This window comes from Terrabacter terrae (assembly GCF_039529575.1).
In the GTDB taxonomy this organism is placed as follows: Bacteria; Actinomycetota; Actinomycetes; order Actinomycetales; family Dermatophilaceae; genus Terrabacter; species Terrabacter terrae.
Window position 1 is genome coordinate 898,810 of the sequence record NZ_BAAANB010000021.1, and the last position, 13,277, is coordinate 912,086.

Below are 13,277 nucleotides of genomic sequence, written 5' to 3' on the forward strand. Positions count from 1 at the left end.
GTCCGTCTTGGCGCGGGCCGAATCCTCTACTGTGCGCAGGAGTCATGGACCGTCCCGATCCCCGTTCCCCCCTGGTGCTCGACACCCGGGAGCTCGTTCGGCGACCGGGCACGATGCAGGAGCTCTCGCGCACGGTGACGTTGCCCGACGACCTCGGCACCGACGTCATCTCGATCAAGGCCGGCGAGCCGGTCCAGGTCGAGGTGCGCCTCGAGTCCGTCGTCGAAGGTGTCCTCGTCACGGGTTCGGTCAGTGGCACGGCGACCGGCGCCTGCGTGCGGTGCCTGGACCCCCTCGAGCTCGAAGTCGAGGGGACCTTCCAGGAGCTGTTCGCCTACGCCGACCGGGCGGCGCACCACCACGAGGTGGGAGCCGACTCGGACGAGGACGAGGTGCACGAGCTGGTCGGTGACCTCATCGACCTCGAGCCCGTGCTCCGGGACGCTGTCGTGCCGACGCTGCCGTTCCAACCGGTGTGCCGGCCGGACTGCCCGGGGTTGTGTTCCGAGTGTGGGATGCACCTCGCGGAGGACCCGGACCATCATCATGAAGTGATCGACCCGAGGTGGTCGTCCCTCAGCGGACTGCTGGGGAACGACCCGCAAGAGAAGAGGAACTGACGTGGCTGTCCCGAAGCGGAAGATGTCGCGCTCCAACACCCGTTCGCGTCGTGCGAACTGGAAGGCAACGCCGACGACGCTCTCCACGTGCCCCCAGTGCGGTGCGGCGAACCAGCCGCACATCGCGTGCCCGTCGTGCGGCACGTACAAGGGCCGTCACTACGCCGCTGCCGAGCGCACCGAGCACCAGGCCTGATCACCCCGTGAGCAGCCCCGTGAGCTCAATCGGCGCTGGGGGTGTTCCGGCGGTGCCGCAGCGGCCCGTCGATGCTCTGATCGCCCACCTCCGCGAGGTGGTCGGGCAGGACATCGACGAGCCGCTGCTCCTGCGTGCCCTGACGCACCGGTCCTACGCCTACGAGAACGGCGGACTGCCCAACAACGAGCGCCTCGAGTTCCTGGGCGACTCCGTCCTCGGGCTCGTCGTGACCGAGTCGCTCTACCGCGAGCACCCCGACCTCGCCGAGGGCCAGCTGGCCAAGCTGCGCGCCGCCGTCGTCAACATGCGGGCCCTGGCCGACGTCGCCCGCACCTTCGACCTCGGCCGCTACGTCATGCTCGGCAAGGGCGAGGAGGCCACCGGTGGCCGCGACAAGGCCTCGATCCTGGCCGACACGCTCGAGGCCCTGATCGGCACGGTGTTCCTCTCGACGGACATCGATCTCGCCGCCCGCTTCGTGCACCACCACTTCGACCCCATCATCGAGGAGGCGGCCACGCTCGGCGCCGGCCTCGACTGGAAGACGAGCCTGCAGGAGATGGCGGCCGGCTTCGCACTCGGCTCGCCGGAGTACCGGGTGGGCGAGCAGGGGCCCGACCACGAGAAGGAGTTCCACGCCCGCGTCGTCGTCGGCGAGGAGGTCCTCGGCGAGGGCCACGGACGCTCCAAGAAGGAAGCCGAGCAGAAGGCGGCCAAGGAGGCGTGGCACACCCTCGACGGTCGTCGCACCGCCGGCCGAAGCTCGGATGCCGACGGCTCGGAGACCGATGCGTCCCGCCCGTCCAACGGGTCGGTCGCCGGGACCTGACCCGGTGCCTGAGCTGCCCGAGGTCGAGGTCGTCCGCCGTGGCCTCGAGGAGCACGTCGTGGGCCGGCACGTGTCGCGCGCCCGCGTCACCGGCGTACGCGTCGCCCGCCGTCATGACGCCGGACCCGAGGACCTGGCCCAGCGCCTCCACGACGTCACCGTCACCGCGGCCTCGCGGCGCGGCAAGTACCTCTGGCTCGCCCTCGACGGCGAGGACGCCCTCATCGTCCACCTCGGGATGAGCGGGCAGATGCTCGTCGAGCCGGCCGACGCGCCGCTCGAGAAGCACTGCCACGCCCGCTTCGACTTCGATGACGCGGGACCGCAGCTGCGCTTCGTGGACCAGCGAACCTTCGGCGGCCTGGCGCTGTCACCGCTGCGGCCCGACGGCATCCCCGAGTCGGTGGCCCACATCGCTCCCGACCCGTTCGAGCCCGCCTACGACCAGGCTGCTGTCGTCCGCCGGATGAAGCAGCGCGACAGCGCCGTCAAGCGTGCCCTGCTCGACCAGACGCTCGTGTCGGGCATCGGCAACATCTACGCCGACGAGGCGCTCTGGCGCGCGAAGGTCCACGGGGAGCGGCTCTGCTCCTCGCTCACCAAGCCGACGCTCGCGCGCATCCTCGATCACGCGCGAGAGGTCATGGCCGAGGCGCTCGGCCAGGGTGGCACGAGCTTCGACGCGCTCTACGTCAACGTCAACGGCGCCAGCGGCTACTTCGACCGCTCGCTCCACGCGTACGGCCGGGCCGGCACGCCGTGCGACCGGTGCGGCGCCGTGATGCGGCGCGAGCAGTTCATGAACCGCTCGTCGTTCTCGTGCCCGGTGTGCCAGCCCCGGCCAAGACGCCGCAGCCCGTCCTGACCGTCGCGACGGTCAGGGGACGGGCCGCGGGGCTGCGCGGGGAGGCGGTGGCCGTCAGTGCCGGGTCTGCCGGCGCTTGGGCGCCGGGCGCGTCGGGTCCTGCTCGACGGGCTCGACGTGCTCCGGGACGAGGATGGGCTTGAGCCTTGCCCAGGCGATGAAGATCGCGCTGATGACGAGCAGGACGATGCCGGCGTACAGGTTGGCGTTGACGTTGCCCGTCTTGTCGTAGGCCTTGTCCCCGAAGATTCCGAGCAGCGTGAGGATCACGCCGTAGAGGCCGAGCAGGGCGCCGATGAAGTTGCGGATGTCGAAGGCGCCGGCGGTGTGCCGCCGGACCCGAGTGTCGTCCGGATCGGGCGCGTCGGTCCCGTTCGTCAGGTCAGGGGCGTCGTGGTGGTCACTCATGTCGATGCTCCTGTCAGAACAAGAAGTTGAGGATGATGACGAGGACGAGCGAGATGCCGGCGAGCGGCAGCGTGCGCCGGAACCACGGCAGCCGGTGCTCCTCCGGGTCGACGAGGTCCTCGCGGGGCGTCTCGGAGTAGACGAGGCCGCGCAGCTCCTTCGCCGGCTTGGGCTCCGTCACGAGCGAGACGACGACACTGAGCACGATGTCGACGACGAAGGCGGCCGAGGCAGCGACGAAGGCAGCACCCTGTCCGCTGATCGGGATGACCCCGAGGCTGAGCGAGCCGAACGCGTCCTCGCTGAGCAGCGCGACGACGACGGCCGACAGTGTGCCCGCTGACAGGCCCACCCAGCCGGCGGTGGCCGTCATCCGCTTCCAGAACATGCCGAGGATGAACGTGGCGAAGAGCGGCGCGTTGAAGAAGCCGAAGAGCGTCTGGAGGTAGTCCATGACGTTGCTGAACGAGCTGGCGACGATGGCCGTGAAGATCGCGATGACGGTCGCGCCGACGGTCGCGAGCCGACCGATGCGCAGGTAGTAGTCGTCGCTGTGGTTCTTGCGGATGTAGCGCTGCCACAGGTCGTAGCTGAAGACGGTGTTGAACGCCGAGATGTTGGCGGCCATGCCGGCCATGAAGGCAGCGAGCAGACCGGCGATCGCGACGCCGAGCAGGCCGTTGGGCAGGATGTCGCGCATCAGGAGCAGCAGCGAGTCGTTGTACTTGACGCCCTGGCCGGAGGCGCCGCCGGGCGGCGAGCCGCCGGCCTTGAGCTGGCCGATCTCCTTGACGAGGACCGCGGCGATCATGCCGGGCACGATGACGATGAACGGCACGAACATCTTCGGGAAGGACCCGATGATCGGGGTCTTGCGCGCGGCCGAGATCGAGTTGGAGGCCATCGCCCGCTGGACCTCGACGAAGTTCGTCGTCCAGTAGCCGAAGGAGAGCACGAAGCCGAGGCCGAAGACGATGCCGATCACCGACCAGATCGGAGAGCTGAAGCCGGATAGCGCCTCACCGGGCCAGGAGTGCAGCTGCTGCTCGGCAGGGGCGACTCCCGCCTTGGTGGCAGCCGGGCTCGAGGCGAACTGGGTGATCTTGTCCTGCAGCCCCGACCAGCCGCCCACCCGGTGCAGGCCGATCAGGGTCAGCGGCAGCAGGGCAGCGACGATGACGAAGAACTGCAGCACCTCGTTGTAGATCGCCGCCGAGAGCCCGCCGAGGGTGATGTAGGACAGCACGATGGCGGCGGCCACGATCAGCGTGAGCCACAGCGGCCAGCCGAGCAGCGCGTGCACGATCGAGCCGAGCAGGTAGAGGTTGACGCCGGCGATGAGCAGCTGGGCGAGCGCGAAGCTGAGGGCGTTGACGAGGTGGGCGCCCGTGCCGAAGCGGCGGAACATGAACTCCGGGACGGAGCGCACGCGCGAGCCGTAGTAGAAGGGCATCATCACGACGCCGAGGAAGAGCATGGCGGGGATGGCGCCGACCCAGAAGTAGTGCACGGTCGAGATGCCGAGCTCGGCGCCGTTGGCCGACATGCCCATGATCTCGACGGCGCCGAGGTTCGCCGAGATGAAGGCGAGGCCGGTGACCCAGGCCGGGAGCGACCGGCCGGAGAGGAAGAAGTCGATGGAGTCGGAGACGGCGCGCCTGGCCATGACCCCGATGCCGAGGACGAAGACGAAGTAGAGCGCGATGATGACGTAGTCGACGGGATTCGCGCTGATCAGGGTGTCCGCGGTGGGCAGACCCGCCAGAGCATGCATTGGAAACGTCCCTTCGTTGGGCAACGACTCACGCTAACGCAGCGTGCGGTGCCGGGCGCGTCAGGACGGGCCGGGGGCCGGAGCCTCGGTGATGAGCCGCTTGAGGGGGACCGCGGTGTCGGCAGCCGCGTCGGCTTCGATGGTCATACCCTTCTCGAGCGCTCGCTTCACCGCCAGGTAGTCGGCGGGGCTGCCGACCGACTCCACCGCGATGAGCAGGCCGTCGCGGTAGCTGAGCAGCGAGAACCGTTCCGCCGCAGCGTCACCGCGCAGGACGGTGCGGTCCGCGCCGTGGGGGAGCCCGGCCATCTGCAGGCGCAGGTCGCCCTGGTCGCTCCAGAACCACGGCACGCGGTCGTATGCCGAGGGGTGGCCGGCCAGGGCCGAGGCCGCCGCATGCGCCTGGTCCGTCGCGTGCGCCACGCTCTCGAGCCGGGTAGGACCGCCCAGCCCGCGGCCGAAGGGGTTGGGCCCGACGGCGCAGTCACCGGCGGCGACGGTCAGGCCGTCGGACGCGACGGCGTTCTGGTCGACGACGATGCCGCGCGGCTCGACGAGGAGGCCGAGCTGTGCCGCGAGCTCGGTGCGCGGGACCACCCCGATGCCGACCACGACGACGTCGGCCGGCAGCGTCGTGCCGTCGGTCAGCTCGACACCTCTGGCGCGGCCGTCCTCGACCACGACGCGGACGGCACCGGTGCGCAGCAGCACCCGCGTGCCGCGGCGTTCGTGGGCCTGCCGCACTGCATCAGCCAGCCCAGGGCTGACGGCGCGGTCGAGCAGGCGAGGAGCGACTTCGACGACCGTCGCGTCGGCGCCGAGCAGCCGCGCCCCGGCGGCTATCTCGAGGCCGATGAAGCCGCCGCCCACGACGACGACCTGGCGGGCCCGCCGCAGCTCCGGGGCCAGGCGGTCGGCGTCGGCCAGCGTGCGGATCGAGTGCAGTCCCGTGGTGGCGACAGGGCAGCCGGGCTCCTCGTGGCGCGCGTCGGCCACGGGAAGCGTCCGGTTGGCGGCGCCGGTCGTGAGCGCGAGGCGGTCGAACTCGAGTGTCCGCCCCGAGGTCGTCGTGGCCCGGCCGCCCGCGAGGTCGCGCTCGATGCCGACGACGGCGTCACCGGTCACCAGCTCGACGCCCCGGTCGGCGAACCAGCCCGTGTCGTGGAAGACGAGCGAGGCGCGGTCGTGCTCGCCCCGCAGGTAGCTCTTCGACAGCGGCGGCCGTTCGTAGGGCGGCTCCGGCTCGTCGCCGACGAGGACGACGGGGCCGGTGTCGCCGAGCTCCCGAAGGGCCGTCACGAGCGAGATGCCGGCCTGCCCCGCGCCGACGACCAAGGTCCGGGCAGGGCGTTGGTCCGTCATGCCCCACACCTTAGGTGGCGGGGCCGCGAGGGGTCGGAGCGATCAGCGCAGCACGTCGACCAGGTGCAGGCTCTCGGTGCCGCCCTTGACCGTCAGCTCCTCGACCACCCCGATGCCGCGCACGTAGTACTTGTTGTCCACGACGCCCGGTTCGAGGTCGGTCCGCTCCTCGGTGCGCAGGGCATTGCGGAAGTCGCCGTAGGGCACGGTGACCGACGCCGCGGTCGTGAGCGCGCGGTAGCGGTCCTCGGCCTGCCCCTTGAACCACTCCTGGCGGAACAGCCGACCGATCTCGGGCCCGCGCTGCTGGTACACGCCCGGCTGTGCGCCGCCCACTCCGGCGTGGAAGGACCCGGACCGGTCCGTCACGTGGCCGTGCGCGTCCAGGACCGCGGTGTCCTCGCCGAAGTACCAGACGTTGCCGCAGCGGTCCTGCGCGTAGTAGTCGGCGGTCCGCTCCTCGAGGACCCCGTCCAGGAACAGCCGGTCCTGGACCACCCTCGTCCTGACGCCGTCGATCGCCTTCGTCTGCCGGGAGACCGTGACGACGTCCAGCGCGTGCTTGCCGTCCTTCGTCCCCGTGTAGACGTACGTGGTGCCAGGGCGGAGCGGGAACCACGGGTTGGTGACGTGGGCGGAGAAGTCGGACGGCCCGATGGTGGGACGGTACGAGCTGCCCGGGCCGTAGGTCGGCAGCGGACACGATCGGTCGCCGCTCGCGTGGCTTGCCGTCGGGATCGTCATGGTTGCGGTCACGAGCGCGGCAGCGCAAGCGGCTCTGGTCGGGTTGGTCATGCGCATGGAGTCCTCCACGGCGGTCGGAAGAATCCCCTGACCGTTCGACGCGAGCACCAAGGCTACGCCCACCGTCCGAGCGACACACCCCTGCCGGCCCGTGGCAGGGTGACCCCATGACGTGGTCGCCAGCGAACCCTGAGTCCGTCTTCACCTACGGCGCGCCCTCGCTGAAGTTCGGAGCCGGAGCCGCCGACGAGATCGGGCACGACCTGCTGGGGCTCGGCGCCGGCCGCGTGCTCGTCGTCACCGATCCGGGGGTGCTCGAGACCGGGTGGCCCGACAGGGTCGCCGAGCGGATACGAGGCTTCGGGCTCGAGGCCGTCGTGCACGACTCGGCCCACGTGGAGCCGACCGACGCCAGCCTCGTCGCCGCGGCGGAGCGGGCCCGTGCCGACGGCCCGTTCGACGGCTACGTCGCCGTCGGGGGCGGGTCCTCCATCGACACCGCCAAGGCCGTCGACCTGCTGCTGAGCGACGGCGGCGACCTCATGGACTACGTCAATGCGCCCGTGGGGGCGGCCCGCGCGCCGAGCCGGCCGCTCGCCCCGCTCGTCGCGGTGCCGACGACGACGGGCACCGGGGCGGAGAGCACGACCATCTGCGTCCTGGACGTCCTGTCGCTCCGGGTCAAGACCGGCATCAGCCACGTCCGGCTCCGGCCGAGCCTGGCGGTCGTCGACCCCCGGCTCACCGCCAGCCAGCCGGCCGGGGTCACCGCGAGCGCCGGCATGGACATCCTGTGCCACGCGCTCGAGAGCTGGACCGCTCGACCGTTCACGACCTACGAGCGCAAGCAGCCGGGGGAGCGGGTGCCGTACTGCGGCAGCAACCCGATCGCCGACATGTGGTCGGAGCGTGCGATGTCGTTGCTGGCCAAGGCCTTCCGCACCGCGGTGCGCGACGGCTCCGACGAGGGAGCACGCGGCGACATGGCTCTCGCGGCGACGTTCGCGGGTTTGGGCTTCGGCAACGCAGGGGTCCACGTGCCGCACGCCAACGCGTACCCCGTCGCGGGGCGGGTCCGGGACTTCCACCCGGACGACTACCCCCGTGACGAGCCGATGGTGCCCCATGGCATGGCCGTCGCACTGACGGCGCCCGAGGCCTTCCGGTGGACCTTCGAGGCCGACCCCGAGCGTCACCTGGCGGCCGCCCGGCTGCTCGACCCCGGCCACGGTGCACGGTGGGCGGGGGAGCCGCGCGACGTGCTCCCCGGCGTGCTCGTCGACCTCATGCGCGACATCGGGATGCCGAACGGCCTGCGGGCCGTCGGCTACGGCGAGGCCGACGTCGACGACCTCGTCGAGGGCGCCCTCAAGCAGCAGCGCCTGCTCGCCACCAGCCCGCGTGAGGTGGGGGCCGAGGACCTCGCCGCCATCGTCAAGCGCTCGCTGCAGCTCTGGGACTAGCCGTTCGGCACGCAGGGGAGGAACGCGGCATACAGTGCCGTCTGTGACGACCGAGCCGACCCACCTGCCACTGCCCCTGTCGAGCGACTGGCTCGAGTGGGTCGGCGAACGAGGCGAGCAGCAGCTCGCCCTCACGCGCTCGCTGGTCGAGGGCCTGCGCAACGACCCGCCGAGCGAGCCCCTCGAGGTGCTTCGCGTCTGGAACGACGCCCAGACGGCGCTGTCCAACGCCGCGTCGGTGGGCTCCCTCTTCTCCGAGGTGCACCCGGACCCCGCCGTGCGCGAACGCGCGGAGTCGGTGGCCCAGCAGGTCCAGAAGCTCGACACCGACCTGGGCCTCGACACCGGCCTGTACGCAGTCCTCGCCGGCATCGACGCCAGCGGGCTCGACGCCGACGCCGCGCGCGTGCTGGAGCGCACCCTGCGCGACTTCCACCGCTCCGGCGTGGACCGCGACGAGGCGGCGCGGGACCGGCTGCGCGAGCTGAGCGAACGCGAGATCCTGCTCAGCCAGGAGTTCAGCAAGAACATCCGCGAGGACGTCCGCAGCATCCGGGTCACCCCCGACCAGCTCGCGGGACTGCCGCAGGACTGGGTCGACGCGCACCCCGTCGACGAGGACGGGATGGTGACGGTGACCACGGACTACCCGGACGTCGTCCCCTTCCGCACCTTCGCGCACGACGCCCAGGCCCGGCGCGACCTGGTGACCCAGTTCCTCAGCATCGCGTGGCCCGCCAACGACCGGGTGCTGCAGGACCTCTTCGCGGCCCGGCGCGAGCACGCCGCGCTGCTCGGCTACGCCTCGTGGGCCGACTTCGACGCCGAGGTGAAGATGATCGGCACCGGCGCGGCGATCGACGAGTTCATCGACCGCATCACCGAGCTCTCCACGGCGAGTGCCGAGCGGGACAAGGACGTGCTGCTGGCGCGCCTGCGTCGGGACCGCCCGGAGGCCATCGACATCGACGGCGCCGACGTGGCGTACTACTCCGAGCTGGTGCGCAAGGAGGACCTCGCGGTCGACGCCCAGAAGGTGCGCACCTACTTCCCGTTCGAGGCGGTCCGCCAGGGGCTGCTCGACGTCACCGGCCGGCTCTTCGGCCTGGAGTGGACCCCCGTGCCGGCCGAGGACGCCCGGACCTGGCACGAGGAGGTCGCCACCTTCGACGTCTCCTTCGGCGGCGAGCGCATCGGCCGGATCCACCTCGACCTTCACCCGCGGGACGGCAAGTACAAGCACGCGGCGCAGTTCGACCTGGTCCGGGGGGTGGCCGGCACGCAGCTGCCCGAGGGCGTGCTCGTCTGCAACTTCAACCGGGGCCTGATGGAGCACGACGAGGTCGTGACGCTCTTCCACGAGTTCGGCCACCTCGTGCACCACGTCCTCGCCGGTGGCACCGAGTGGGTGCGCTTCTCGGGCGTCGCCACCGAGTGGGACTTCGTCGAGGCCCCCAGCCAGATGCTCGAGGAGTGGGCGTGGGACCCCGAGGTCCTCGCCACCTTCGCGCGCGACGCCGAGGGCGAGACGATCCCCGCCGAGCTCGTGCGCGCCATGCGCCGGGCCGACGACTTCGGCAAGGGCTACGACGCCCGCACGCAGATGTTCTATGCCGCGCTCTCCTACGACTTCCACGTGCGCAAGACCGACGACCTCACGGCCCGCCTCCGCGAGCTGATGGGCCGCTACTCGGTCTTCCCGTACCTCGAGGGCACGCACATGCAGTGCCACTTCGGGCACCTCGACGGCTACAGCTCCGGCTACTACACCTACATGTGGTCGCTCGTCATCGCCAAGGACATGTTCTCCGCCTTCGACCGCGGCGACCTCTTCGACCCCGAGGTCGCCGGGGCCTACCGCGACAAGGTGCTCGCGCAGGGTGGCCGGCGCGACGCCGCCGACCTCGTCGAGGACTTCCTCGGCCGTCCCTACACCTTCAACGCGTATGCCGCCTGGCTGGCCGAGTGAGCGGGGCAGCGAGCGCCCGGGGTGACCTGGTCGTCACCGCGCTGGCCACCTATCCCGTCAAGTCGCTGGCGGGCGTGGCGGTGCAGGAGGCGGTCGTCGAGGCGCAGGGGCTTCGCGGCGACCGTCGGTGGGCGGTCGTGGACGAGGGGGGCACCAAGGTCACGGCCCGCGAGGAGCACGCGCTCCTCGGCCTGCGCGCGGAACCGCGGCCGGACGGCGCGATCCTGCTGTCGGCGCCCGGCGCGGACCCCTTGCTCGTCGCCGCGCCGTCCGGTGCCACACCGGTGACGGTCCGCTTCTCCGGCCAGGACGAGGCGAGGCCCGCCGGCTCCGACGCGGACGCCTGGTTGTCCGCGCGGGTCGGACGACCCCTGCGGCTGGTCTGGCAGGACGATGACACCGTCCGGCCCATCCGGCCCGAGATGGGCGGGCGGACGGGAGACCGCAACTCGCTCTCGGACGCCGCGCCGCTGCACGTCACGTCGGAGGCGTCGCTGCGCCGGCTGGGCGGCTGGCTGCTCGAGACGGCTGCCGAGCGGGGTGAGCAGCCGGGGGATCCCGTGGGCCACGACCGGTTCCGGCCCAACGTCGTCGTCGCCGGTGGCGAGCCGTTCGCCGAGGACTCGTGGTCGTCGGTGCACATCGGCGACGTGGCCTTCCGCACCACCATGGTGTGCGACCGGTGCGTCATGACCACGATCGACCGCGACGACCTGCGCACCCGAAAGGAGCCGATCCGCACGCTGGCCCGCCACCGGAAGTGGGAGGGGGCGACATGGTTCGGCATCCGCCTGGCCCCGGTGCTGCCGCTGGCACCCGGCGCCACTCTCCGCGTCGGCGACCCAGTCGTGGCGGTCTGAACGGCGACGCCGGATCCATCTGTGGCCCTCCTCAGGCGGGCAGCGGCCTCAGGGAATCGGGAGCTCCTTGAGCAGGACCTTCGTGCCGGTGTGGCGTTCGGAGAGGTCGGCAAGGGCCTGACGCACCGTCTTGGAGAACAGGTGCGCGCCCGTGATCGTCGGGTGGATCCGGTCGGACTGCACCTGCTCGGGGTGGGCCCGGATCGCGTCGGCCCAGTCGGCGACCACGACGTTGGACCGGCCACGAGCCACGAGCTCGAGCGTCGCGTTGTCGGAGTCGACGCGGGAGAAGGGAGCCATGATGTTGACGAGGACGACCATGCGCTCGGGGCCCAGGGTGGCCAGGACCTGCTTGACGGCGTCCTCGTCGACGCCGGCGTTGGTGCCGAACGCCAGGATGACCGCGCGCCGGTTGTCCGAGCCGCGTGCCCGGACCTGCGCGAGACCGTCGGACCACCGGCGGTTGGACTTGGCGTCGATGCGGATGCCCGGGAAGTAGTAGCGCAGCGCCTGCAGGCTGCCGACCATGATGGAGTCGCCGTAGGCGTCGAGCTCGGGGCCGCTCGGCATGGCGAAGGACGCCTTCGTGGCCGAGGGACCGCCCGGGGTGGCTGAGGCCGACGGCGCCGTCGCGCCCGGCGTGGACGGCATGCTCGGTACGCCGGGCGGGGCGGTGGAGGGGGCGCCCGACGGCGAGACAGCCGGCGCCTGCTGGTCTGCGGCCGCCTCGTTCTGCGCGAGCATCTGTGCGGTCTGGCTCTGGTCGGGCGCCGTGAGCACGATGACGCCGGTCGCCACCGCGAGGACGGCGACGACGGTGGCCACGACGCGCCGGCCGCGCAGGGTCAGCTCGGACACGCCACGGCCGAGGGCGACCGCGACGCCGCGGAAGCCGAGCGTGCGGAACGGCGTCTCGACGAAGCGGAAGCTCAGGTCGGCGAGCGCGACCGTCACGAGCACGCACCACAGGCGCGTCAGCAGGTGCGACACCGTGCCCGGCGCGGACGGGTTGTCCAGGGCGACGAGCAGGATGACCGGCCAGTGCCAGAGGTAGATGGAGTAGGACCGTGCGCCCACCCAGCCCAGGACCGGGTGACGCATCACCCGTGCCACCGGGCACGGCCCGCCGGGGCGCCGCTCGACGACGCCCATGACGAGCACCGCGGTGGCCAGCGAGGCCAGCAGGATGCCGCCTCGGAAGGTCCACGTCGACTGCTCGTCGAGGAGGGCCATCTCGGCCAGGAGGACCAGGAGAGCCAGCGGGACGGCATACGGCCCGAAGCGGCCCCAGCGTGAGGGGGCCACCCGCGGCGCCAGGCGCGGGCTGGCCCACGCGAAGGCGAGAGCTGCGCCGGCCATCAGGCCCATGACGTGCGTGTCGGTGCCGTAGTAGACGCGCGTGCCGTCGGTGCCGGGGGAGAAGAGCGCCGCCATCAGCAGCGACGAGCCGAGCCCGACCGCGACGGCGGCACCGACCCGGACCCGGCTCGACACGGCCAGCAGGGCCAGCGTCAGCAGCGGCCACACGAGGTAGAACTGCTCCTCGACGGCGAGGGACCAGAAGTTCATGAACAGCTGCGGCGCGGTCTGGTCGAAGTAGCTCGTGCCGGCGGTGATCTCGACCCAGTTGGTCGAGAAGGTGAGCGCGCCGAGGATCTCGCGGCCGATGTCGACGAGCAGGTCCTGGCTGACGGCTCGGGCGATGAGCACGCTCGTGAGGACACAGAGCACGAGGGCCGGCAGCAGCCGACGGGCCCGGCGGACCCAGAACTGGGAGAGGCGGACGCGTCCGGTGCTCTCGTGCTCGCGAACGAGCAGGGTCGTGATGAGGAAGCCCGAGACGACGAAGAACACGTCGACGCCGAGGAACCCGCCGGGCAGCCACGAGGCGTTGAGGTGGTAGACGAGGACCGCGACGATGGCGAGTGCGCGCAGGCCGTCGAGCCCCTCGATGCGGCCGGGCCGCCCGGGAGAGCCGGAGGAGCCCGGCGAACCCTCGCGCGCGCGCCCGGATCGGGGACTGGCCCCCGTGGCCGTGTCGGCGGTCTGACCCGTGCCAGCCGCCCGTGAAATCGCCGACGTCGACACGTCGCTCCTTCCGTGGGCCTCGGTGCGTGGAGTCACCGCTCTGCCTGCGGCGAGCATAGTTACGGCCGGTGACGGCGTTGCGACGCCACGCGGCAT

General features: G+C 71.6%; 12 protein-coding genes. 7 read left to right on the forward strand and 5 right to left on the reverse strand.

The features are described from left to right. Nucleotides 1-44: 44 nt before the first annotated feature. The 4 genes from ABD194_RS14295 to mutM are packed head-to-tail and all read left to right on the forward strand — an operon-like array spanning nt 45 to nt 2,513. A complete protein-coding gene (locus tag ABD194_RS14295) occupies nt 45-620 on the forward strand; it encodes a YceD family protein (RefSeq protein ID WP_343992474.1) in 576 nt (191 codons plus the stop codon). A gap of 1 nt (nt 621) precedes the next feature. Further along, on the forward strand, nt 622-816 hold the full coding sequence (gene rpmF, locus ABD194_RS14300) for a 50S ribosomal protein L32 (RefSeq protein ID WP_142184271.1): 195 nt from the start codon (nt 622-624) through the stop codon (nt 814-816). 52 nt (nt 817-868) lie between these two features. Beyond that, nucleotides 869-1,648 carry a ribonuclease III gene (gene rnc, locus ABD194_RS14305; RefSeq protein WP_343992478.1) on the forward strand — a complete coding sequence of 260 codons (780 nt, stop codon included), beginning with the start codon at nt 869-871 and terminating at the stop codon, nt 1,646-1,648. A 4-nt stretch (nt 1,649-1,652) separates the two neighbouring features. Continuing rightward, entirely contained in the window at nt 1,653-2,513 is an 861-nt protein-coding gene (mutM, locus tag ABD194_RS14310) for a bifunctional DNA-formamidopyrimidine glycosylase/DNA-(apurinic or apyrimidinic site) lyase (RefSeq protein WP_343992480.1), read from the forward strand. Between the two features lie 54 nt (nt 2,514-2,567). Here mutM and ABD194_RS14315 read toward each other — a convergent pair whose 3' ends face one another. Genes ABD194_RS14315 through ABD194_RS14330 form a run of 4 tightly spaced genes read right to left on the reverse strand, consistent with a single transcriptional unit; the run spans nt 2,568 to nt 6,852 of the window. Beyond that, complete coding sequence (locus tag ABD194_RS14315; RefSeq protein ID WP_343992482.1) at nt 2,568-2,921, reverse strand: hypothetical protein; 354 nt, start codon at nt 2,919-2,921, stop codon at nt 2,568-2,570. Nucleotides 2,922-2,934: 13 nt separating this feature from the next. Beyond that, entirely contained in the window at nt 2,935-4,695 is a 1,761-nt protein-coding gene (locus ABD194_RS14320) for a sodium:solute symporter family protein (RefSeq protein WP_343992484.1), read from the reverse strand. A 60-nt stretch (nt 4,696-4,755) separates the two neighbouring features. Then, nucleotides 4,756-6,057 carry an NAD(P)/FAD-dependent oxidoreductase gene (locus tag ABD194_RS14325; RefSeq protein ID WP_343992486.1) on the reverse strand — a complete coding sequence of 434 codons (1,302 nt, stop codon included), beginning with the start codon at nt 6,055-6,057 and terminating at the stop codon, nt 4,756-4,758. 42 nt (nt 6,058-6,099) lie between these two features. After that, nucleotides 6,100-6,852: a hypothetical protein gene (locus tag ABD194_RS14330; protein WP_343992488.1), complete on the reverse strand. Its 753-nt coding sequence runs from the start codon at nt 6,850-6,852 to the stop codon at nt 6,100-6,102. A gap of 116 nt (nt 6,853-6,968) precedes the next feature. Here ABD194_RS14330 and ABD194_RS14335 point away from each other — a divergent pair, with 116 nt between their 5' ends. Genes ABD194_RS14335 through ABD194_RS14345 form a run of 3 tightly spaced genes read left to right on the forward strand, consistent with a single transcriptional unit; the run spans nt 6,969 to nt 11,093 of the window. Then, complete coding sequence (locus tag ABD194_RS14335; protein WP_343992490.1) at nt 6,969-8,264, forward strand: hydroxyacid-oxoacid transhydrogenase; 1,296 nt, start codon at nt 6,969-6,971, stop codon at nt 8,262-8,264. Between the two features lie 43 nt (nt 8,265-8,307). Continuing rightward, entirely contained in the window at nt 8,308-10,233 is a 1,926-nt protein-coding gene (locus tag ABD194_RS14340) for a M3 family metallopeptidase (RefSeq protein WP_343992492.1), read from the forward strand. Beyond that, nucleotides 10,230-11,093 (forward strand): MOSC domain-containing protein, encoded by an 864-nt coding sequence (locus tag ABD194_RS14345; RefSeq protein WP_343992494.1) that lies wholly within the window; start codon nt 10,230-10,232, stop codon nt 11,091-11,093. The genes ABD194_RS14340 and ABD194_RS14345 overlap by 4 nt, the downstream gene beginning before the upstream one ends. A 48-nt stretch (nt 11,094-11,141) precedes the next feature. Here ABD194_RS14345 and ABD194_RS14350 read toward each other — a convergent pair whose 3' ends face one another. Then, nucleotides 11,142-13,181: an acyltransferase family protein gene (locus tag ABD194_RS14350; protein WP_343992496.1), complete on the reverse strand. Its 2,040-nt coding sequence runs from the start codon at nt 13,179-13,181 to the stop codon at nt 11,142-11,144. Between the last annotated feature and the right edge of the window lie 96 nt (nt 13,182-13,277).